Annotated in this window: 18 protein-coding genes and 1 pseudogene; 8 read left to right on the forward strand and 11 right to left on the reverse strand. The window is 62.9% G+C overall.

Annotated features, from left to right (window positions below; all coding sequences use genetic code 11):
- The 3 genes from EOA28_RS05150 to adhP all read left to right on the forward strand — a co-directional run.
- A partial coding sequence (locus tag EOA28_RS05150; RefSeq protein ID WP_148670658.1) for an ABC transporter permease occupies positions 1-1,358 on the forward strand: 1,358 nt, incomplete at its 5' end.
- Entirely contained in the window at positions 1,358-2,470 is a 1,113-nt protein-coding gene (locus tag EOA28_RS05155) for an ABC transporter permease (RefSeq protein WP_127249301.1), read from the forward strand. The genes EOA28_RS05150 and EOA28_RS05155, both read left to right, overlap by 1 nt.
- A 27-nt stretch (positions 2,471-2,497) precedes the next feature.
- Complete coding sequence (gene adhP, locus EOA28_RS05160) at positions 2,498-3,532, forward strand: alcohol dehydrogenase AdhP (protein WP_127249302.1); 1,035 nt, start codon at positions 2,498-2,500, stop codon at positions 3,530-3,532.
- Positions 3,533-3,681: 149 nt separating this feature from the next.
- Here the strand turns inward: adhP and ugpC are convergent, their stop codons facing one another.
- From ugpC to EOA28_RS05185, 5 genes and pseudogenes are all read right to left on the reverse strand, one after another.
- Positions 3,682-4,758 (reverse strand): sn-glycerol-3-phosphate ABC transporter ATP-binding protein UgpC, encoded by a 1,077-nt coding sequence (ugpC, locus tag EOA28_RS05165; protein ID WP_127249303.1) that lies wholly within the window; start codon positions 4,756-4,758, stop codon positions 3,682-3,684.
- 26 nt (positions 4,759-4,784) lie between these two features.
- Positions 4,785-5,512: pseudogene (locus EOA28_RS05170) on the reverse strand (ribonuclease activity regulator RraA).
- Positions 5,513-5,604: 92 nt separating this feature from the next.
- Positions 5,605-6,483 (reverse strand): carbohydrate ABC transporter permease, encoded by an 879-nt coding sequence (locus EOA28_RS05175; protein WP_127249304.1) that lies wholly within the window; start codon positions 6,481-6,483, stop codon positions 5,605-5,607.
- Complete coding sequence (locus EOA28_RS05180) at positions 6,480-7,403, reverse strand: sugar ABC transporter permease (RefSeq protein WP_126078750.1); 924 nt, start codon at positions 7,401-7,403, stop codon at positions 6,480-6,482. Before EOA28_RS05180 ends, EOA28_RS05175 begins: the two co-directional genes overlap by 4 nt.
- Positions 7,404-7,405: 2 nt before the next feature.
- The gene (locus EOA28_RS05185; protein ID WP_128314677.1) at positions 7,406-8,686 is read right to left on the reverse strand and encodes a sugar ABC transporter substrate-binding protein; all 1,281 of its coding nucleotides are present in this window, start codon (positions 8,684-8,686) and stop codon (positions 7,406-7,408) included.
- Between the two features lie 349 nt (positions 8,687-9,035).
- On the opposite strand from EOA28_RS05185, the gene EOA28_RS05190 reads away from it, so the two are divergent.
- A complete protein-coding gene (locus EOA28_RS05190) occupies positions 9,036-9,731 on the forward strand; it encodes an FCD domain-containing protein (RefSeq protein WP_042638970.1) in 696 nt (231 codons plus the stop codon).
- 88 nt (positions 9,732-9,819) lie between these two features.
- Here EOA28_RS05190 and EOA28_RS05195 read toward each other — a convergent pair whose 3' ends face one another.
- Positions 9,820-10,806 carry an aldo/keto reductase gene (locus EOA28_RS05195; protein WP_127249306.1) on the reverse strand — a complete coding sequence of 329 codons (987 nt, stop codon included), beginning with the start codon at positions 10,804-10,806 and terminating at the stop codon, positions 9,820-9,822.
- Between the two features lie 294 nt (positions 10,807-11,100).
- Here EOA28_RS05195 and EOA28_RS05200 point away from each other — a divergent pair, with 294 nt between their 5' ends.
- Both EOA28_RS05200 and EOA28_RS05205 read left to right on the forward strand, forming a co-directional pair.
- On the forward strand, positions 11,101-12,258 hold the full coding sequence (locus EOA28_RS05200; RefSeq protein ID WP_128314678.1) for a mandelate racemase/muconate lactonizing enzyme family protein: 1,158 nt from the start codon (positions 11,101-11,103) through the stop codon (positions 12,256-12,258).
- 53 nt (positions 12,259-12,311) lie between these two features.
- Positions 12,312-13,196 carry an NAD(P)-dependent oxidoreductase gene (locus EOA28_RS05205; RefSeq protein WP_126078754.1) on the forward strand — a complete coding sequence of 295 codons (885 nt, stop codon included), beginning with the start codon at positions 12,312-12,314 and terminating at the stop codon, positions 13,194-13,196.
- Between the two features lie 56 nt (positions 13,197-13,252).
- On the opposite strand, the gene EOA28_RS05210 is transcribed toward EOA28_RS05205, so the two are convergent.
- From EOA28_RS05210 to EOA28_RS05230, 5 genes are all read right to left on the reverse strand, one after another.
- On the reverse strand, positions 13,253-14,452 hold the full coding sequence (locus EOA28_RS05210; RefSeq protein WP_127249307.1) for a mandelate racemase/muconate lactonizing enzyme family protein: 1,200 nt from the start codon (positions 14,450-14,452) through the stop codon (positions 13,253-13,255).
- Between the two features lie 9 nt (positions 14,453-14,461).
- Positions 14,462-14,788 carry an NIPSNAP family protein gene (locus EOA28_RS05215; protein ID WP_127249308.1) on the reverse strand — a complete coding sequence of 109 codons (327 nt, stop codon included), beginning with the start codon at positions 14,786-14,788 and terminating at the stop codon, positions 14,462-14,464.
- A gap of 102 nt (positions 14,789-14,890) precedes the next feature.
- Positions 14,891-16,249 (reverse strand): mandelate racemase/muconate lactonizing enzyme family protein, encoded by a 1,359-nt coding sequence (locus tag EOA28_RS05220; protein ID WP_127249309.1) that lies wholly within the window; start codon positions 16,247-16,249, stop codon positions 14,891-14,893.
- A gap of 57 nt (positions 16,250-16,306) precedes the next feature.
- A complete protein-coding gene (locus EOA28_RS05225; RefSeq protein ID WP_128314679.1) occupies positions 16,307-17,473 on the reverse strand; it encodes a mandelate racemase/muconate lactonizing enzyme family protein in 1,167 nt (388 codons plus the stop codon).
- A 47-nt stretch (positions 17,474-17,520) separates the two neighbouring features.
- Entirely contained in the window at positions 17,521-18,231 is a 711-nt protein-coding gene (locus EOA28_RS05230) for a GntR family transcriptional regulator (protein WP_127249311.1), read from the reverse strand.
- A gap of 216 nt (positions 18,232-18,447) precedes the next feature.
- Between EOA28_RS05230 and EOA28_RS05235 the strand changes: the two genes are divergently transcribed.
- Both EOA28_RS05235 and EOA28_RS05240 read left to right on the forward strand, forming a co-directional pair.
- Positions 18,448-19,929 carry a sugar ABC transporter substrate-binding protein gene (locus EOA28_RS05235; protein WP_127249312.1) on the forward strand — a complete coding sequence of 494 codons (1,482 nt, stop codon included), beginning with the start codon at positions 18,448-18,450 and terminating at the stop codon, positions 19,927-19,929.
- A gap of 138 nt (positions 19,930-20,067) precedes the next feature.
- Positions 20,068-20,959, forward strand: an 892-nt coding sequence (locus EOA28_RS05240; RefSeq protein WP_148670659.1) for a sugar ABC transporter permease, incomplete at its 3' end; no start/stop codon positions are given.

A 20,959-nucleotide genomic window follows, 5' to 3' on the forward strand; every position in this document is an offset into this window, starting at 1 on the left:
AGGCGGAACGCTGCGACCGCATCTCGCTCATGCATGCCGGCAAGGTCCTGGTCAGCGACACGCCGGCCGCAATCGTCAAAAGCCGGTCGGCGGCAACGCTGGAGGAAGCCTTCGTCGGATATCTCGAGGAGGCGACAGGCGCGCAGGCCGAAACGCCGAGCGTGGCGGCCGGGACAATGCCGGTCCCGGAAGCGCCGGCCAGTCGCCCCGGCAGCAGCGGCACAGGCCGTTCCTTCGATATGCGCCGCATGTTCGCCTACACGCGGCGCGAGGCGCTTGAACTCTTGCGCGATCCGATCCGGGCCACGCTGGCGACCGTCGGCAGCCTCATTCTGATGTTCGTCGTCGGCTACGGCATCAACATGGACGTCGAAAACCTCTCCTTCGCCGTCCTCGATCACGAGGACACGACGATCAGCCGGGACTATGTGCTGCAGATCGCAGGCTCGCGCTATTTCACCGAGAAGGCGCCGATCATCGACTATGCCGATCTCGACCGGCGCATGGAGGACGGGGAGCTCAGCCTCGCGATCGAGATCCCGCCCGGCTTCGGGCGCGACCTCGCGCGCGGCCGCGACGTCACGATCGGCGCCTGGATCGACGGCGCCATGCCGACACGAGCCGAAACCGTGCAAGGCTATGTTTCGGGAATGCATGCCGGCTGGCTGACGCAGAAGGCGCGTGAACTCTATGGCGACGCCGCCACCGCCAGCGCCTTCCAGCTCGACATCCGCTACCGCTACAATCCCGACGTCCGCAGTCTCGATGCCATCGTTCCGGCGGTTATCCCGATGCTTCTGCTGCTGATCCCGGCGATGCTGGCCGTGCTCAGCGTGGTGCGCGAGAAGGAGCTCGGCTCCATCATCAATTTCTACGTCACGCCCGTCACCCGGCTGGAGTTCCTGATCGGCAAGCAGATTCCGTATGTCGCCCTCGCGATGCTCAACTTCGTGCCGCTGACGGGCTTCGCCGTCTTCCTCTTCGGCGTGCCGCTGACCGGCAGCCTTCCGGCTTTCGCCGCCGCCGCCCTTGTCTACGTCACGGCCACGACGGCCATGGGGCTTTTCCTGTCGACCTTCATGAGCAGCCAGATCGCGGCGATCTTCGGAACCGCGCTGATCACCATGATCCCCGCCACCCAATATTCGGGCATGATCGACCCGGTGTCGTCGCTCCAGGGCGTGGGCGCATTCGTGGGCCGGATCTATCCGACCACCTATTTCGTGACGATCTCGCGCGGCGTCTTTTCCAAGGCGCTCAGCTTTGCCGACCTGTCGGGCGCGTTCGTGCCGATGCTCGTCGCCATTCCGGTGCTGCTCGGCCTTGGAGCGGCGTTCTTGAAAAAACAGGCCCGCTGATGCGCATCGCCAACATATACAATCTCGGCATAAAGGAACTGCGCGGTCTCATGCGGGACCCGATGATGCTCGTGCTGATCGTCTATGCCTTCACCGCCGCCACCTACACCGCCTCGAAGGCGATGCCCGAGACGCTCAATCACGCTCCGATCGCCATCGTCGATGAGGATCAGTCGCCGGTCTCGTCGCGCATCGTCACGGCATTTTATCCGCCCTACTTCACCGCGCCTCTGCTCATCTCCCAGCCGGAGATGGACAGCCGCATGGATTCAGGCATGGATACTTTCGCGCTGGATATTCCGCCGAACTTCCAGCGCGATCTGCTGGCCGGCCGCTCGCCGGCGGTTCAGCTCAACATCGACGCCACCCGGATGTCGCAGGCCTTTACCGGCGGAGGCTACATCCAGTCGATCGTTTCGGGAGAAGTGAACGAATTTCTCGACCGCTATCGTTCCAAGGCCTCCCTGCCCGTCGACCTCGACCTGCGGGCGCGCTTCAACCCTGAACTCAACAAGGGTTGGTTCGGCGCCATCACCAATGCCATCTCCTCGATCACGATGCTGTCTATCGTGCTCACTGGCGCAGCGCTGATCCGCGAGCGCGAGCACGGGACGATCGAGCATCTTCTGGTGATGCCGGTCACCCCTTTCGAGATCATGACGAGCAAGATCTGGTCGATGGGCATTGTCGTGCTGGTGGCGTCCGGCCTTGCACTCGTTGTCGTCATCCAGGGACTGCTGTCGGTCCCCATCAACGGATCGATCGCGCTGTTCATGGTGGGCGCGGCGCTCGACATCGTCGCCATGACCTGCCTGGGGATATTCCTTGCCACCGTCGCCGGCTCCATGCCGCAATTCGGCCTGCTGCTGATGATGGTGCTCCTGCCCCTGCAGGTGCTGTCCGGCGGCGTCACGCCGCGCGAGAGCATGCCCATGGCCATCCAGGCCATCATGTTCACCGCGCCCAACACGCATTTCGTCATGCTGGCACAGGCGGTGCTGTTCCGCGGCGCGGGCCTCGATGTCGTGTGGCCGCAGCTCGCGGCGCTGCTGGTCATCAGCACGCTCCTGTTTGCGTTCTCGCTGCGGCGCTTCCGCCAGTTCCTGAAATAGGACCCACTCACAACCCAGGAGTATTCCATGCCCAAGACCATGAAAGCCGCCGTCGTTCGCCAGTTCGGCAAGCCGCTCGTGATCGAAGAGGTTCAGGTGCCGACGCCCGGAGCCGGCCAGATCCTCGTCAAGATCGCGGCCACCGGCGTGTGCCACACCGATCTGCACGCCGCCGAAGGCGATTGGCCGGTGAAGCCCAAGCCCCCCTTCATTCCCGGCCATGAGGGTGTCGGGCACGTCGTGGCGGTTGGATCGGGCGTCAAGCACGTCAAGGAAGGCGACCGCGTCGGGGTGCCCTGGCTCTATACCGCCTGCGGCCACTGCAGACATTGCCTCGGCGGATGGGAGACGCTTTGCGAGGAGCAGCAGAACACCGGTTATTCGGTGAACGGCAGCTTTGCCGAATACGTCCTTGCCGATCCCGATTATGTCGGCCGTCTGCCGGGCAACATATCATTCACGGAGATCGCGCCGATCCTGTGCGCGGGCGTCACCGTCTACAAGGGCCTCAAGGTCACGGACACCAAGCCTGGCGACTGGGTGGTGATCTCGGGTATCGGCGGGCTGGGCCACCTGGCGGTTCAATACGCGAAGGCGATGGGGCTGAACGTCGTTGCGGTCGACATCGACGATGCGAAGCTCGACCTCGCCAAACGCCTCGGTGCCGCGCTGGCCGTCAACGCCCGCCAGGCCGATCCCGCCGCCTTCGTCAAGAAGGAGGTCGGCGGCGCCCAGGGGGTTCTTGTTACCGCCGTGTCGCCGAAAGCCTTCGAGCAGGCGCTCGGAATGGTCGGCCGCGGGGGAACGGTGTCGCTCAATGGTCTGCCGCCTGGCGATTTCCCGCTGTCGATCTTCGATACCGTGCTCAACGGCGTGACCGTCCGCGGTTCGATCGTCGGGACACGGCTCGACCTGCAGGAAGCGCTGGACTTTGCGGGGGACGGCAAGGTCAAGGCGACAATCGAGACCGAACAGCTCGAGAACATCAACGACATCTTCTCCCGCATGCACAAGGGTGACATCCAGGGCCGCATCGTCATTGATTGTGAGAAGCAGGCCTGAGGCGCCGGCTGTAACCCTCGGAACGCGAGCTCAGCCGGCGCAGTCGGCTGAGCTGGTTCGGCCGCCATTGGTCGCGCGCGATCCGGCCGAGTGCACCCATTCGCGGCCTCGGCCGCTTAAACGCGAGCTCCACGGGCGAGCAGTTCCCCCTACCCTCTGACGAGTTCGTCCTGATTTATCCTCATGCCACTTCGCGCGTCGAATAGGTGGACCTTCGAAACCATCACCTCCAACCCAACCTCTTGATCGGGCTTGAACGGCTGCTGATCCCGAACTTCGGCCACGAGCTCGACCCCGCTTGTCCTCAACGTCAGTTCCTGAGCCTCTCCTGTCGGCTCCACCACCTGGACGCTGGCCCTCGCGTGATCGCCCCCGACGATGATGTGCTGAGGACGGATCCCGTAAATCACCTCTTGTGCGCCGTGGAACTCCAGACCTTTGGGCAATGGCAGGCGAAGGCCTGAACCGGCTTCGAACGCGCCGTTGTCGACGCGACCTTCGATGAGATTCATTTCCGGGGAGCCGATAAAGCCCGCGACGAACAGATTGGCCGGTTTCTCGTAGAGTTCGGAAGGGGTGCCGATCTGTTCGATGCGGCCCTTGTTCAGGACCACGATTCGGTCGGCGAGCGTCATCGCCTCGGTCTGGTCATGCGTGACGTAGATGCTGGTGCGGCCGAGCCGCTGGTGCAGCTTCTTGATCTCGGCACGCATCTTCACGCGCAGCTTGGCGTCGAGATTGCTGAGCGGCTCGTCGAACAGGAAGGCCGAGGGGGCGCGCACGATCGCGCGACCCATGGCGACACGCTGGCGCTGGCCGCCGGACAGCTGACGCGGCATGCGGTCGAGCAGGTCCTGCAGACCGAGGATTTCGGCAGCCGCCTTCACTCTGGAGACGATCTCCTCCCTGGGAATTTTGGCCAGCCGAAGCGCGAAGCTCATATTGTCGGCCACGCTCATATGCGGATAGAGCGCGTAGCTCTGGAAGACCATGGCTATGTCGCGCGACTTGGCCGGCATCTCGTCGACGACGCGCCCGCCAATGCGGATCTCACCAGTCGTATGCTCTTCGAGCCCCGCGATGATGCGCAGGAGCGTTGACTTGCCGCAGCCCGACGGACCGACCAGGACCACGAACTCGCCGCTGGCGATCTCGATGTTGACGTCGCGCAGGACTTCCACCGCGCCGAAGCTCTTGCCGAGCTGTTCTATCTCGATTGCGGACACCTATTCTTCTCCCGTACCGGCGCGGCTCATTTTCCTTGGGCCTGCCGCCATGCGCGGTATTCGGCCTCGCCCTCGGGGCTCAACGGGTAGTATTTCCGCAGGTCTCCTCCTTGCGCGAGCCGCGCGCGCGAAAACTCCTCCCACTCGATATGCGCGCCGGCGAGCTCGACCAATTTGGGGGCACGACGACAACGCCATCGTCGTCGGCGACGATGATGTCGCCCGGGATGACCAGCACGTTCGAGCAGGCGATCGGAACGTTGACGGCAAAGGGGACGATGTTGGTCTGGGCGTGGAAATTCGGCGTGACGCCCCTCACCCAGATGCCGATATCGAGCGCCGCCGCCTGGGCGGAATCGCGAATGCAGCCGTCGACAACGACGCCGGCGCCGCCCCGCCCAGCAAAATAGGTCAGCATCATCTCACCGAAAATGCCGCTGCCCAGATCGCCGCGGGCATCGACCACCACCATGTCGCCGGGCTGGGTGGGATAAAGCACGTGGCGGTGCAGTTGCCGCTCAGGCTCCTCATACTCCGTCTCGTTGTACAGATCCTCGCGCTTCGGCATGCACTGGAGCGTCAGCGCTGGCCCTGCCGCCGTGCTGCCGGAACGCAAGGGACGCGGCCCGCGGATCTGCGGGTCGCGAATGCCCATCTTGTGGTAGAGCTCGCTGGCCAGCGTCGCCGAACCGATCGCCGCCAGCGCGTCGACCAGTTCTCGTGGCGGCCGTGAAATGTCCGGTATCGCCGGTATCTGGTCAGCTTCCATTCCGTTCCTCCAATCTGCGCTGAGGCGCAAGCCTCAGCGATCGTCACTCAGTTGCGTTCAACCATCGTTCCAGCCGTTCAACCGCGAACCGCACCAGTCGTCAGGCCTTTGACCAGCAGCCCCTGGGCGAACCAGACGAACACCAAGGTCGGGATGACCATGAGCACGCCGGCGGCCGACATGGCGCCCCAGTCGATGCCATACTGCGAGACGAAATTGGTGAGCCCGACGGGCAGCGTCTGCGCCGCCTTGCTCGAAGTCAGGGTCAAGGCGAGCAAGAGGTCGTTCCAGGTGAAGAGGAAGGTGATCACGGCGCTGGCGCCGATGCCCGGCGCAATCAGCGGCGCGACGATCTGGACCAGCGTGCGCACGGTGCCGGCGCCGTCCGACTGGGCAGCCTCCTCGATCTCCTTCGGCACATCCTGGATGAAGCCCAGAAGCAGCCAGATGGCGACCGGCAGCTTGGCCGCGGTATGGCTGAGGATCAGCGCCCAGACGGTGTCGAGCAGGCCCATGGCTGCGAACACGGCGAAGAGCGGGATGGCAAGCGCGATGACCGGGATCATGCGCATGATCAAAAGCAGCCCGAAGATCAGCATGGCGCCCGGCATCCTGAAGCGCGACAGCGCATAGGCGCAGGGGATGGCCAGCAGATGGACGAGGACGACCGTCGCCACCGAGACGATGACGGTGTTCCAGACATAGCCCATCGTGTCGTACTGGGCGAAGACCGCGACATACTGCGTCAGCGTCGCGGTCTCGGGGATGATGTGCACCGGAACCGAGAAGATGTCGGCCGAGCTGCGGATCGAGGTCAGGAACAGCCACACCAGCGGAAAGACGGTGAGCGCGACGGTCAGGACCAGCGCCAAATACTGACCGGCGATCGCCGCCGTGAACCGGCGGCGCCGGCGCTTTGGCATGGAACGTGCACCGACGATGACGGCTTCGGTCATATCGCCCTCCGTTTCGCGATGAGCCACGGCACTCCGTAAAGCAGGCCGAGCACGAACAGCGACATGCCCAGCGCGATGTAGGAGACCGCCGCCGCGTGTCCGAAATCCACCGCCTGAAACGCCAGCAGGTAGGAATAGACCGTGAGCAGGTTAGTGGCGCCGCCCGGTCCTCCTTGCGTCATCAGCCAGACGACGTCGAAGGTGCGGAACGTGTCGATGATGCGCAGCATCAGCGCGATCATGATGACCGGACGCATCAGCGGCAGCACGATATGCCAGAAGCGCTGCCATGGCGTGGCGCCGTCCACTGTGGCCGCCTCGAGCGGCTCCTGCGGCAAGGATTGCAGGCCGGCAAGAAACAGGAGCACCATCAGCGGCGTGTTCTGCCACACATCGGCGACGATCACCGAGACGAGCGCCCAGGCCGGATGGGTGAGCCACGGAATGTCGGGCAGGTTGAAGATGCGCAGCAGCGCGTCGACCAGCCCATACTGGGTGTTGAACAGCCAGCGGAAATTCAGGCCGACGACGGCGGGCGCGATCATCGGCGGGACCAGGAGTAAGGTGCGCGCGAGGCGCATGCCGCGCAGTTTGCCGTTGACGAGCACAGCGATCGCCATGCCGGCCACCACTTCGATCGTGATGGAAACGACGCTGAAGATGGTCTGGTTTCGGAGCGCTTGGTTGAACTGGCGGCCGAACAGCTCGTCGGTGTAGTTTCCCGTTCCGACGAATGGCGCCGATCCGCTGAGGTCCCAGCGGAAGAAGCTCATGATGAAGGAGTATCCGAGCGGATAGATGAGGATGGCCAGCATGACGAAAAGCGCCGGGCTGGCCAGCAGGTATCCTCTCTGCCAGGTGTAGGGCAGCGGCGAACGTCGCCGGCGCCCTGACACCCGCGTCTGCGCAACGGGCGCCATGCTCAATCGTAGGCCCCGGCCCGGCGCATGATGTCCTCCGCCTCGGTCGCCGCCTGGTTAAGCGAGTCGGCGGGGGAAGCCTGGTCGGACAGGGCCTGCTCGATGGCCGAGAACATCAAGGTGCAGACCTTCGAGAAGCCGGCAAGCTTGGGCCACTCCTTGCCGTTGGCGATCGTCGTCTCGAGCTGTTGCAGCCATGTCGCCTGGGGGCCCTTGGCCGCGGCGATCACTTCCTTGGCCAGACTCTGGCTGCTCGGGAAGTTGGTGAACTGATCGAACTGCAGCCGCTGGGCGTCGGTGCTGACCGTGTATTTGATGAACGCGACGGCGGGTTCCTTGCGTCCGGACTGGCCATTCAGCGCCATCGCATGCGAGATGGCACATGAGATCGCCGCCTTGTCCCGCACATAGGGCGCCGTCGACCATTTGCCGACGACGCGCGAGGTTTCCGGATTGGAAAGGGTTGCGAAGGCGCCCGGCCAATCGAAAGTGGCATAGACCGTGCCGGACGAGAATTCGGTCGAGTTCTCGTTCCATTGATAGCCGACGGCGTCGGGCGGCACGATTTTGTGCTTCTGGATCAGATCGCGATAGAAGGTGAGCGCCTTGATGCCGGCTTCGGAGTTGAAGGCCGGCTTGTTGGCCTGGTCGACCCAGTCGCCGCCTGCCTGCCAGAGCAGGTCGCTGAAGGTGCGTTGCGCCGGATCGCCCTGTCCCGGCACGACAAGGCCATAGTGACCGTTGCCGGTGAGTTTCAGACCGACATCGACCAGTTCTTCCCAGGTTTCGGCCGGCTTCAGGCCTTTTTCCTGATAGATGTCGCTGCGGTAGTACTGAACGCGCGCATCCATGTTGCGCGGAATCGCCGCCAGATTTCCGGTCTTGGGATCGCGCAGGTATTTGACCGCGACGGGATAGAAGTCCGCCAGCTCGGAGTCGCTGAAATAGCTGTTCAGCGGCGCGAAATGGTTGAAGTAGGAATCGATCTGCGCCGTATGGGTGCTGTAGACGTCGTACTGGCTCGACCGCGCCGCGCTCAACGTGACCACCTTCGCCGTCAGGGGCGTGAATTCCAGAAGGTCGTAGCGAACCTTGATGCCGGTCTTGGCGGTGAAGTCCTGAACGATCTTCTCCCAGTATTTGGGATAGAGCGGGCCGCCCGTGATCAGCAATGCGGTGATCTCTTTGGCGTCTGCCTTGGCAACCCACGGCGCGGCAAGCGAGCCGGCCGTCACTGCCGCGCTCGCGGCAAGGAATTTACGTCTCGATAAGGTTCCGGACATCACAATCTCCTCCTGGTTTGACTGGTCGGTCCATCCAGGGACGGCCGACGACTTTCAGCCTCGGCAGCCTGCGGCGTGCTCCTCCCGCCGCTGGACTGCGTGGATTGGTTCCCGAACGACGCTTGCGAGCCTCCGGGCGATCGGCACTTGCGCTCCAACACGCCTCGCTCGGTTGAGCAGGCGTATCGATCGTGACCTCGGACGGCGGCAACGGGGCACGGCGGCTGGACACCGCTCGATCCTCCCTTCCCGCCAGCCGTGTTATAGGCTAGTGAGCGTTTTTATGAGATAAGTTGACTGCATATCTAGCTATCAGCCTATAAGCTTATCAGACAAGTGGATGTTAGTGATGGATACCGTTGAGGTCAAGCTTCAAACTTTGCCCAAGCAGGTGGCTGGCGTGCTGGCGCGGCGCATCGCCGGCAGCGGTGTCGCCGGCGCCCAGGGGCCGTCGGAACAGCAGATCCTGCAGGAATTCGGAGTCTCGCGCGCGGTCGCGCGGGAGGCGCTGAAGATCCTCGCGTCGCTCGATATGATCGAGATCGCTCAAGGGCGGCGCGTGGTGCTGCGTCCAGCCGAGGAGTGGGACTATCTCAGCCCACTGCTCATCGACTGGCTGCCGCATGAGCAGATGCGCGAGATCCTGGCCGAAGCGCATGCGACCCGGATCATCATCGAACCGGCCATCGCCGCCATCGCGGCCAAGCACATGACCAAGGAAAATCTCGAACGCCTTGGCACTTTGCTGGCGGCGATGTCGGCCAGCGAGGACAATCCCGACGCCTATCTGAAGCTCGATCTGGATTTCCACATGGAGATTTGCCGGGCGGCGCAGAACAGGATCCTCGACCGTTTCATGTATTCGTCCCGGTGGTGGCAGATGGCGAGCAGGCGCATCAGCAACCAGATGCCCCATGCGCTGCCCTCCGCAACCGAAATGCACAGGGCTATCTACGAGGCGCTCGTGGCGCGCGACGAAAAGCGGGCCGAGGAAGCGATGCGCCGGCACCTCAAGAAGACCACCGCGGTCGGCCTGCCTCGCTGAAGAAGCGGCGCAGCCAGCATTTGCGCTGGCCGCGCCGCAGCGTGCCGGGAGGACAGGGCTTGACGTGGAGCAATCCCACGGAAGTGCACTATGCTCTCTTCGCTTGTTGTTCCTGGCGCTGGCGTGCACGGAAACCGAACATGTCGCCCTTGTCCTTGATTTCCGCCCAGACCGGGGCAGTGATCCTGTCGATAGCGGCGATGTCCGCGTCGGAAATCGTCCAGCCGGCGCTCTCGACGTTCTCCTCCAGTTCCTTGACGGTGCGGGCGCCGACCAGCGGCGAGCTGACGCCTGGCCGGCTGGTGAGCCACTGTATCGCAAGTTGCGGAACCGTCTTGCCGTAGCGCGCCGCGATCGGCTTGAGCATGTCGACGGCGTTCACCGCCCGCTCATAGGTGCCCGGCTGGAACAGCACCGTCGTGCGCCGCTCATCGCCCTCGACGAACTTGGTGTCCGTTGACAGCGTTCCGGTGAGCAGTCCTTGGGCGAGACCGCTGTATGGCATGACGCCGACATTGTGCTTGCGGCAATAGGGCAGCGTCTCGGCTTCAACCTCGCGCCACAGCATGTTGTAGGGCGGCTGCAGCACGTCGATGACGCCGTGCTGACGGGCGCTGTCCATGTCGGCGATGCTGAAATTCGAGACGCCGACCGCCTTGATCCGCCCTGACGCGCGCAGCCGCTCCATCATCTCCATGGTCGGCCCGATCGGAAAATCCGAGTTCGGCCAGTGGACGAAATAGACGTCGACATATTCCGTCTGCATTCGCTTCAGCGAACCGTCGAGCGCCGCCTCGATCGCGGCGGGTTCGAGATGATTGGGCGCGACCTTGGTCACGATCACGGCCTTGTCGCGGCGGCCGGCCAGCGCCTGTCCGACGACCTCCTCGGCATGGCCGTGTCCATAGGCTTCGGCCGTGTCGATCAGCGTGATGCCGAGATCGAGCGCGCGTCTGATCACCCGGATCGACTCTTCGTCGTCAGCCGCGCCCCAAAACGCGCCGGACATCCCCCAGGTCCCGAGGCCGATTTCCGATACCTTCACCGGCGACGATCCGAGCTGTCGCTGTTGCATCCTGTTCCTCCCGATTGACGACACGCATGAGCCATAGCTCTGTGGTCGCCCAATTTATACGCTTATATACTCGTCTAACAAGTGTGAAGTTTGAGTTTCGGGATTCTTGGCACACGCCTCTGAATTTCCCAAGCAAAACAACGAGCAGCGGCACCTTCGAACGTCCGCAGATGCAAAATCCATCGAAGGGGGTTTACGGCACATTGGTCATTCTTGTATGCTTATTAGACAAGTTTGGCCCATGGGCAGAATTCTGCACTTGTGAGCGCGCGCCATCACGGGGAGAGGGATCCGATGAAGATCGTGGACATCAAAACGGCGGTCGTGGCCTATCACGGCAAGGCGACCCTCATCCGGATCGATACGGACGCCGGCATTTCCGGCTATGGCGAGGCCAATCCCGACGCAGGCGCGGCCGCAATCGTCGGTCTGATCTCGGAACTGAAGTCGGAACTGATCGGCCAGGATCCGCGCAATGTCGAATATTGCTGGGACAAGATCCGCCGCGATCATGTCTTCTCCGGCGCGCAGGCCGGCATCTTTCTCATCGCCCTCACCGGGCTCGAAATGGCGCTGTGGGACGTGGCGGCAAAAGCCGCCGGCCAGCCGCTTTACCGTATGTTCGGGGGCAAGTTCCGCGACCGCATCAGGCTCTATGCCGATTGCGGCGACGGCGACGACGAATCGGGATCGCCGCAGGGATGCGCGGCTCGCGCCCGCCGCATGGTTGCGGAAGGTTTCACGGCGCTGAAATTCGACATCGACAATCTGCGCCACCCGGGCAAGTTCGATGCGGTGAACCACACCATCAACGGCGCCGAGTTGCGTTCCATGATCGAGCGCGTCGCGGCGGTGCGCGAAGCAGCCGGCCCTGACGTCGATCTCTGCATCGACCTGCATGCGCGCTATGACGTGCTCAGCGCCAGCCGCATCGCCACCGAGATGGAGCGCTTCAATCTTCTGTGGCTCGAAGAACCGATCCCCGCGGAAAATGTCGAGGCCCTGAAGCAGATCCGCATGCGGACCAAGACGCCGATCTGCGTCGGCGAAAACCTCTATTTGCGCTGGGGTTTTCGGGAGCTGTTCCAGAACTACGGCGCCGATGTCGTCATGCCAGACGTGCCGAAATGCGGTGGCCTTGCCGAAAGCCGCAAGATCGCCAACCTCGCCGAGATGTACTACGTGCCTTTCGCGCCGCATCTGGTGTCGACGCCGCTGGGCACGATGGCGACCTGCCATGTCTGCGCCAGCGTTCCGAACTTCCTCGTGCTGGAATGGCACGCGCTGGAGGAGCGCGACGCCTGGGACAGTTACGTGCGCCTGCCGAATGGCGCCAAGTCCATCGTCGAAGACGGCCACATCGGGGTGCCTGATGTGCCAGGCATCGGCGTCGAGCTCAACATGGACGGTGTCCACAAACATGCCGTGCCCGGCTTCGGCATATTTGAATAGCGGACGACCGGCCGGTTCGCTGCTCGATCAAACAAATTCGCTCGGAGGAAGCCATGGGCAAGCGGATTGTCTTCACCGGCGGCAGCGGCAAGATCGGCCGGCACGTCATACCTTATCTGCTGAAACGCGGGCATCAGGTTCTGAACCTCGACCTGACGCCGCTGGATGTGCCTGGGGTCGATACCGTCATCACCAACCTTGCGGACGCGGGCGAAGCCTACAATGCGCTGACGCTGCATTTCGGGTTCAGCGAGTATTTCGGCGGCAAGGGCCGCGGCCCGGTCGACGCCGTCGTCCATTTCGCAGCGCTTCCGCGGATATTCCTGCGGCCGGACAACGCCATGTTTGCCGCCAATGTGCAGTCGACCTACAATGTGATCGAAGCCGCCACCAAGCTCGGCATCCGCAAGATCGTCACGGCCTCCAGCGAAACGGTCTACGGCATCTGCTTTGCCGAAGGCGAACGCGACTTCTCATCCTTCCCGGTGGATGAGGAGCACGACGCCGATCCGACCGACAGCTACGGCCTTTCCAAATTGCTGGGCGAGAAGATCGCGCGGTCTTTCGCCTCCCGCACGGGAACCGACATCTATGCGCTGCGGATCGGCGGCGTCGTAGAGCCGAAGGACTATGCCCGCTTTCCGGAATTCCTGGCCGATCCTTCGAAGCGGCGGCGCGACGCCTGGACCTATATGGACGCGCGCGATCTCGGCCAGATCGTCGACCTGTGCGTCGAGAAGGACGGTTTGGGCTTCCAGATATTCAACGCCGTCAACGACAACATCGTGTCCGAATTGCCGACGGCGGAGTTCCTCAGGAAGCATGCGCCCGACATACCGGTCACTCGGACCATGGACGCATTCGAGGGACCGATCTCAAACCGGAAGCTGCGCGATGTCCTCGGATTCCGGCAAGAGCATGACTGGCGGACACAGTGAGCTGATCCTTACGGGTCAGCTCAATGCCTGTCGCTCAAAGGCGAGCGGCGACAAGGTCAGTCGAAGAAGCCCGCATCCTCTTCCTCGAGATATTTTCTCGCCGCCTCGGCGTCGATGTCGAGGCCGAGCCCCGGCGCCTCCAGCAAGTCCACCATGCTGTCCCTCACGATCTGTTTCGGCAGGCCGATGACGAGGTCCTCCCACCAAGGGTCGGAAGCGCTCGGATATTCGAAGGCGATATAGTTCGCGGGCAAGGTGGCGCAGACGTTGATCAGCGCGCCGAGGCCGAGCAGGCCGTTGGCGGTGCCGTGCGGCGCCATCAGGATCGAGTGCATATAGGCGTGCTCGGCGACCCACTTCAGCTCGGCGATGCCGCCAATATCGGCGGGATCGGGGCCGATGACCCGCACCGCTTGCGTCTCGATCAACTCCTTGAAATTGTGCCGCAGATAGATCTGCTCGCCGGTGTGGATCGGCGTCGAGGTGGACGTGGTCAGCTCGCGATAGGCTTGCGGATTGACCCAGGGCACATAGTCGCCGGTCAGCATGTCCTCGAGCCACATCAGATTGTACTTCTCGACGGCGCGGGCGAATTTGATCGCATCGGGCAGCATCCAGCCCGGCCCGCAGTCGAGCGCCAGGCTGACCTTGTCGCCCAGCACCTCCTTCATCGCCGCCACGCAGTCGAGCATGTGATTGAAACCGCGCTCGCTGATCACACCCTGGTCCATGGCGCCGTGATAGCCGGCCTTCTTCTGCGTAACGCCGTAATGGAAGCCCTCAATGGAGTCCTTCATGTTGGAGTGGAACGAGATGCCCTGCTTGACCATGAAGAAATTCTGGGGCTGCTCCATCATCCATTTGACGTCGGCGGCATAATCCTCCGGTCGGTCGCCCGTGCGCTTGCGACGGATCGAGCCGTTGTAGACGCGCACCTTGTCACGCACCTTGCCGCCAAGCAGCTTGTAAACCGGCACGCCCGCGGCCTTGCCGGCGATGTCCCACAGCGCGTGCTCGATAGCGCTCACCGCCGCGCCATAGGGCTTGAACGAGCCGCGCTGGCGGATCTTCAGCATCACCCGCTCGACGTCGGTCGGATCCTCGCCGATCAGCGCCTCGCGGAAATGCAGCACGAAGGGTTTCAGGTAGGTCTTTGTGTATTCGACCTCGCCCAGACCATAGAGGCCTTCGTCGGTGACGACGCGGACGATGGGGTGCTTGCCGATGACGGCGCAGCGCAGGTCGGTGATCTTCATGACGCAGTCCTATTTCACAGACGAGAAAGCTGTCGGCGTGAGCAGCTGGCTGCTGATATTGGCAACGATCTGCCCGTCGCGCTCAGACTCGTCCCGGGCCCTGTGCCATACCGGATCGGTGACGAAAGCCGTCCATTTCGCCTCGCGCTCGGCCAGCGATTCCCAGGCGAGGAAATAGGTGAGCCGATTGTTGTTTTCACCGATCACCGTGGTGAAAAACCCGGCCTGGCGGATGCCGTGCCTCTCCCAGATGGCCAGCGTCTGGTCGGAAAAGCGCTTGAGCAAAGCCGGCAGCCTGCCCGGCAGGCAGTCATAGATGCGCATTTCGTAGATCATGGTTTCGTCCGTTTCTTTCTCCGCCTCTCCCGTGGGAGAGGTCGACACGAATGGTCGGTGGGTGGCTCTGTGACCTTGGGGATGAGGGCAAGGGCGTCCGGGCTAACTCCAGGTCCGGTCCCAGCTATGTTCATCGTCCCAATGCTCGGTGGATTGCCATATCCCTGTGACACCGGGCTGCAGATGCTGCGAGATCACCTCGTCGACGACGTCGTCGATCCCCAGCCCCGGCTTGCCGGGCACGGTGATGAAGCCGTCCTTGACGAGCGGCTTGGGGAGGCCCGTGACGATATCATCCCACCAGTCGACATCGGCGGAGTGGTATTCTAGCGCCATGAAGTTTTCGGTCGCGGTCGCGACATGCGCCGCGGCCATGGCCGCGATTGGGCTTTCGGCCATGTGGATCGCCATGGCGACGCCGTGATCCTGCGCCATGTCGCCGATCTTCTTGGTCTCAAGGATGCCGCCGCTGGTCAGCAGGTCCGGATGGATAACGGAGAGGCCGCCGCTCCTCAGCAGCGGCTCGAAGCCCTCCTTGAGATAGATATCCTCGCCGGTGCAGATCGGCACCGACGTCGCCTGCTGCAATTGCCGGTACTGTTCGGTGTACTGCCAGGGGATCACGTCTTCGAGCCATGCCGGCACGTATTTCTCGATACGGCGCGACAGGCGGATGCCGTCCTGCAGCGAGATGTGGCCGACATGGTCGATGGCCAAGGGAATCTCGTAGCCGATGACCTCGCGGACCTCGTGGATATATTGCTCCAGCAGGTCGATGCCCTTCTCGGTGAAATGCAGGCCCGTGAACGGGTGCTGCACGTTCTGCGCATCGTAGGCGAGATTGCGGGCCTTGCGCTCCTCGAACGTGCCGCCGCGGCCGCGCGGATTGGCGTGAAACCCTTCGAGCGCGCCGGCGGGCGCCGTCACGGCGCCCGGAATGTGGGCGATCTGCATCAGGCCCAGGTCCATCTTGAGGAAGGTGAAGCCGCGCTCCATGCGCGCCCTGAGGCGCTTGCCGGTCTCGGTGCCGCTCGGCTTCTCGGCGTCCGTATCGCAATAGACGCGCACCTGGTCGCGAAACTTGCCGCCGAGCATCTGGTAGATCGGCACGCCATAGGCCTTGCCGGCGAGATCCCAGAGCGCAATCTCGACCGCCGAGACGCCGCCGCCCTGCCGCCCATGGCCGCCGAACTGCTTGATACGGCGGAACAGGCGGTCGATATCGCAGGGGTTCTCGCCGAGCAGCCGGCTCTTCAGCATCAGCGCAAAGGTGGCGCTGGCGCCGTCGCGCACCTCGCCGAGCCCGACGATGCCCTGGTTGGTGTAGATCTTGAGCAGCGCCGAAGTGAAGGGCGCGCCGACGATCTCGGCCACCCGCATGTCGGTAATGCGCAGCTCGGAGGGCCTGGAATTCGTGTTGATGCGATCGAGAGCCTCGTCGGCTCCATCCGTTTTTGGCATGATTTGTCCTCGTTCCGCTGGGAGTGGCCCCGCCCGCCGGGCCTGCTTTAAACAGTGCTAGCCCAGCTCGATCTCGTGGGCCTGCAGATAGCCGCAGTTCATCTCGACACCGAGACCCGGCTTCGACGTCAGCTTGAGGTTGCCGTTCGACACGTCGAGCGGCTTGTCGATGAGGTGATCGTATTTGGAGAGGTCCCACTCCGACGTTTCGAGCTTGTAGAAGTTGGGAACGGTCATCATCACCTGCGCTCCCGCGACCACATTGATCGGACCCGCGGCGTCATGCGGCGAGACCGGGATGTAATAGGCCTCGCAAAGGGCGGAAATCTTCTTGAGCTCGGTGATGCCGCCGGTCCAGGTGACGTCGGGCATGATGTAGTCGGCGAGCTTGTTCTCGAGCACCGGCACGAAATCCCATTTCGTGTGGCCGCGCTCGCCCCAGGAGATGGGGGCACTGACCTTGTCGCGCACCTGCTTAAGCGCGTTGAGGCTTTCCGGCGGGCAAGGCTCCTCGAACCAGTCGATCTGGCCGGCCTCCTCGAGGCTGCGGCACAGGCGGATGGCGGTGGGAACGTCAAAGCGGCCATGCGCATCGATGAGGATGTCGACATTGGGCCCCGCCGTCTCGCGGATGAGAGCCGTGAGCTCGGCAGCTTCGCGCTCGTCCTTGCGGGTCATGCTGCCGTCGAGATAGCCGTCCCGTCTTTCGCGGGCCACGCCATCGACGCTGGGACCCTGGTGCGGGAACGGATCGAATTTGAGCCCGGTGTGGCCGGACTCCACGATGTCGCGAATTTCGCGGGCCACCGCTTCCTTGCTGGTGAATTTGGCCTGGTTGGGATGGGTGTAAAGCGAGATTTCATCGCGCACCGGCCCGCCCAGCAGCTCATAGATCGGCTTGCCGAGAACTTTGCCGCGGATATCCCAAAGCGCTATGTCGATGGCGCTCACGCATTCCACAGCGGCGCCACGGCTGCCCATATAGGTGAAGCTGCGGAAGACCTTGTGCCACAGATGCTCGATGCGCGCCGGATCCTCGCCTGCCACGGCAAGCCCGATCTGGCGCAGGATCGTGCAGAGCGCGCGGTTGGCGAGCTTCGTCGTGGTAGTGATCTCGCCCCAGCCGCTGATCCCCTCGTCGGTCGTCACTTCGACGAACAAATACTCTCCCCAATAGGAAGCGTCGGACTTGACCAGCCATGGCCGAATGCTCGTGATTTTCATCTGGACTATCCTCCCTGAATGGCCAGGCTGACGATGTTGCGGGTCCGCTACCCTGCCCGGGCGGCGCTGCGCGCGCGCATGTGTTCGAGGACATGCCGGCCGGAGCCCTCGACATGGCGAGCGATGAGTTCGGCCGCCTTGTCGGCCTCGCCCGATTTTACGAGCGCGATGAGCTCGCGGTGCTCGCGGATGATCGCGGCGCGGCGGGCAAGCGTGAAATTGAAACGCCGGCTGACCGCCCGCAGCACCTCGCGGTGCTTCCACCAGAGCTCGGCGGCATGGCGGTTGTAGTGCCGCTGGTACATCACGGTGTGGAAGGCGGTATCCAGCTCGCTGTGCCTGAACGTGTCGGCGAAGTTGTTCTCTTCGATCAGGCCCTCGAGACGTTCGAGCTCGGCGATGTCCTCCTCGGTCGCCATTCCCACAAACCAGCGCGTCAGGGCGGGCTCGATGAGAACGCCGATCTCGTAGATATCGCGCACGAAATCCTGATCTATGGGCCGGACGCGCGCGCCCCGGTTGGGAACGAAGGTGACGAAGCCCTCGCCGCGCAACAATTGCAGCGCCTCGCGCACGGGATTGGTCGAGGTGCCGTGACGGCGGGCGAGATCGGTGACCACGAGCCGCTCGTTGGCAGCCAGCCGTCCCTCGATGATGTCCTCCCTTATCTGCTCGTAAAGCGAGGCGCCCTCGCTCGATGCCCCGAGAGCGTCAATCCCCTCGGGTGGCTCTGCTTTGAAATCACTCGTTTCCGCCATCGCCGTCCCCTAGTCCAATACACGATCTGACCGATATCACGCACATCTTCGACAAACAATGTACGATTTGTTGCGTTGACAGCTATTCTGCGATCTGAAAACGTATGAAGTGATCGAAGGGATACATTAGGGCGGAGAAATATCCCCGCGATCGAAACGAGCAAGGACCGCTTTGCCTAGGCGCAGAGCGGCATAGGAGAACCTGGGAGGAGACCTATGAGGAGGATCACAGTCGGCGGTGCCGTTCTGCGCGGCGCCGTTTCCACTGCTTTGACGATATCGCTGATGTCGGGTCCGGCGCTTGCCGCGCCCCCGGTCGACCTAAGCAAGTGGTCGCCGGAATATGTGCGCTCGATTGCCGGCACGCAGGATTTTGACACGGCAGGCGATTGCGCCAAGGTCACCCCGCTCGACTACAAGGGGCGACTGACTTTCTGGTATCAGGGCGTGTTCGAGGGCGACCCCGACCTCCTGCGCCAGTACTACAAGGATTTCTTCGCAACCTTCCGCAAGACCTACCCGAACATCCAGCTCGAGGAACAGGCCCTCACCTATAACGACCTGCTCGACAAGTTTCGCACCGCGCTCCTTGGCAACGCGGCGCCGATGGCGGTCCGCCTGCAAATCCTGGGCGGAACCGAGTTCGCCTCGAAGGGCTATCTGCAGCCGCTGAAACCCGAGGACGTCGGCTATTCGACCGAGGATTTCTGGCCCGGCGCCATGAAGGCCGTGACCTGGGACGGCGTGACCTACGGCATTCCGACCAACAACGAGACGATGGCGTTCATCTGGAACGCCGACATCTTCAAGCGCGCGGGCCTCGATCCGAACAAGCCCCCGGCAACCTGGGACGACGTGGTCAAATATTCCAAGCAGATCCACGACAAGCTCGGCATTGCCGGCTACGGTCTCGTGGCGCGCAAGAATGCCGGCAACACGCCCTACCGCTTCATGCCGCAGCTATGGGCGTATGGCGGCGGCGTTTTCGACGAAGCCGCGGCAAACCCGACCTACAAGGACATCGAGCTCAACAGCGCGCAGAGCAAAGCGGCGCTGCAGGCTTCCTACGACATGTATGTCCGCGACAAATCGGTTCCGGTTTCGGCGCTCACCAACCAGCAGGCCGACAACCAGCCGCTGTTCCTGGCCGGCCAGCTCGGCATGATGATCTCGCATCCGTCCGACTACAACGTCATGCTCGACCTGCAGAAGAAGGCGACGGGCACTGACAAGGACAAGGCGCAGACCGTCATCGACAATATGCGCTACGGCCTCATTCCGACCGGTCCCGACGGCAAGCGCGCCGTCGTCTTCGGCGGTTCGAACATCCACATCCTGAAGCCCGAATATGTAGAGGGCGGCAAGGTGGACGAGCCGGCGGCGAAGGCCATCATCTGCATGTGGACGAGCCCGGAATGGTCGCTGAAGATGGCTTACGCCGGCTCGAACCCCGGCAACCTCAACGGCTTCAAGACCAAATGGATGAAGGAGCGTCTGGACAGCATCAAGTTCCTCGATGTCACGACGTCGATGCTGCCATACGGCATTCCGTTCCCGGCCCTGCCGCAGTCGCCCGAGATCATGAACATCATCGTCCCGGACATGCTGCAGAATGCCCTGACCGGAGCGATGACCGTCGACCAGGCGGCGGACGACGCGGCCAAGAAGGTGAAAGACCTGATGGGCGGCGGACTCTAGAGCATGATGCCGAAAAGTGTGAAGCGGTTTTCGGACCACATCATGCTCTGCTTCTTTGACTCAGAAGCCTGACCTGCGATCTCACCGGCTGCGCCGACAACGCAGCCGGTTCGTTCCGATGAACAAGGGCACGCCAAAGTGACGATCGTGAGCGGCAAGGCCGAGGCTCGCCGAAGACTGCAATCCGCCAGGTCCGATGTGCTTCGCAAGATGTGGGAGCATCGCGCCGACTATGCCTATGTGCTTCCGGCGATTGCCGTGATGCTCATCGTCATCGCCTATCCGATCTACTACACGATCGAATTGTCGTTCTTCAACACGCCGCCCGGCCTGCAGCTCCGCGACAAGATCTTCGTCGGTTTCAACAACTACACGGCCATCCTGACCAGCGGGGTGTTCTGGCAGGTCACCTTCAACACCCTGATCTGGACAGTCGCATCCACTTTCTTTTCCTTCGTGCTCGGCTTTGCCGCCGCGCTGGCGCTGCATCGCGACTTTGCCGGCCGCGGCGTCCTGCGCGCCATTCTCATCATTCCTTGGGTCATCAGCGCGGTCGCCGCCTCCTATATCTGGAAGTGGATCTACCATTCGGATTTCGGCATCATCGGCGCGGTGCTGGTCGAGCTCGGATGGGCCGAGCGGCCGCCGAATTTCATCGACAGCGTCTCAACGGTGCTTCCCTCGCTGATCGTCGTCAACATCTGGCGCGAATTCCCTTTCGCCATGATCATGATGACGGCCGGTCTGCAGACCGTGCCCGAGCAGTTGCTGCGCGCCGCCAAAGTCGACGGCGCCAACGCATGGCAACGCTTCTGGCACGTCACCTTCCCGCATTTGCGCAATGTTTCGACGGTGACGATCCTGCTGCTCGCGGTCGCCAACTTCAACTCCTTCATCATTCCCTGGATCATGACCGGCGGCGGGCCATCGAACGCGTCGCATATCTGGATCACCCACATCTATGAGCTTGCCTTCGGCCGCCAGCGCTGGGGCGTGGCATCGGCCTATTCGGTGCTTCTGTTCATCATCC

The sequence above is a fragment of the Mesorhizobium sp. M2A.F.Ca.ET.067.02.1.1 genome (genome assembly GCF_004023285.1).
In the GTDB taxonomy this organism is placed as follows: Bacteria; Pseudomonadota; Alphaproteobacteria; order Rhizobiales; family Rhizobiaceae; genus Mesorhizobium.

What these genes read in the sequence shown, in the direction of transcription:
- EOA28_RS05155 (WP_127249301.1), top strand. Translation starts at nt 1,358, where the DNA reads ATGCGCATCGCCAACATATACAATCTCGGCATAAAGGAACTGCGCGGT.
- adhP (WP_127249302.1), top strand. Translation starts at nt 2,498, where the DNA reads ATGCCCAAGACCATGAAAGCCGCCGTCGTTCGCCAGTTCGGCAAGCCG.
- EOA28_RS05175 (WP_127249304.1), bottom strand. Translation starts at nt 6,483, where the DNA reads ATGACCGAAGCCGTCATCGTCGGTGCACGTTCCATGCCAAAGCGCCGG.
- EOA28_RS05180 (WP_126078750.1), bottom strand. Translation starts at nt 7,403, where the DNA reads ATGGCGCCCGTTGCGCAGACGCGGGTGTCAGGGCGCCGGCGACGTTCG.
- EOA28_RS05185 (WP_128314677.1), bottom strand. Translation starts at nt 8,686, where the DNA reads ATGTCCGGAACCTTATCGAGACGTAAATTCCTTGCCGCGAGCGCGGCA.
- EOA28_RS05190 (WP_042638970.1), top strand. Translation starts at nt 9,036, where the DNA reads ATGGATACCGTTGAGGTCAAGCTTCAAACTTTGCCCAAGCAGGTGGCT.
- EOA28_RS05195 (WP_127249306.1), bottom strand. Translation starts at nt 10,806, where the DNA reads ATGCAACAGCGACAGCTCGGATCGTCGCCGGTGAAGGTATCGGAAATC.
- EOA28_RS05200 (WP_128314678.1), top strand. Translation starts at nt 11,101, where the DNA reads ATGAAGATCGTGGACATCAAAACGGCGGTCGTGGCCTATCACGGCAAG.
- EOA28_RS05205 (WP_126078754.1), top strand. Translation starts at nt 12,312, where the DNA reads ATGGGCAAGCGGATTGTCTTCACCGGCGGCAGCGGCAAGATCGGCCGG.
- EOA28_RS05210 (WP_127249307.1), bottom strand. Translation starts at nt 14,452, where the DNA reads ATGAAGATCACCGACCTGCGCTGCGCCGTCATCGGCAAGCACCCCATC.
- EOA28_RS05215 (WP_127249308.1), bottom strand. Translation starts at nt 14,788, where the DNA reads ATGATCTACGAAATGCGCATCTATGACTGCCTGCCGGGCAGGCTGCCG.
- EOA28_RS05220 (WP_127249309.1), bottom strand. Translation starts at nt 16,249, where the DNA reads ATGCCAAAAACGGATGGAGCCGACGAGGCTCTCGATCGCATCAACACG.
- EOA28_RS05225 (WP_128314679.1), bottom strand. Translation starts at nt 17,473, where the DNA reads ATGAAAATCACGAGCATTCGGCCATGGCTGGTCAAGTCCGACGCTTCC.
- EOA28_RS05230 (WP_127249311.1), bottom strand. Translation starts at nt 18,231, where the DNA reads ATGGCGGAAACGAGTGATTTCAAAGCAGAGCCACCCGAGGGGATTGAC.
- EOA28_RS05235 (WP_127249312.1), top strand. Translation starts at nt 18,448, where the DNA reads ATGAGGAGGATCACAGTCGGCGGTGCCGTTCTGCGCGGCGCCGTTTCC.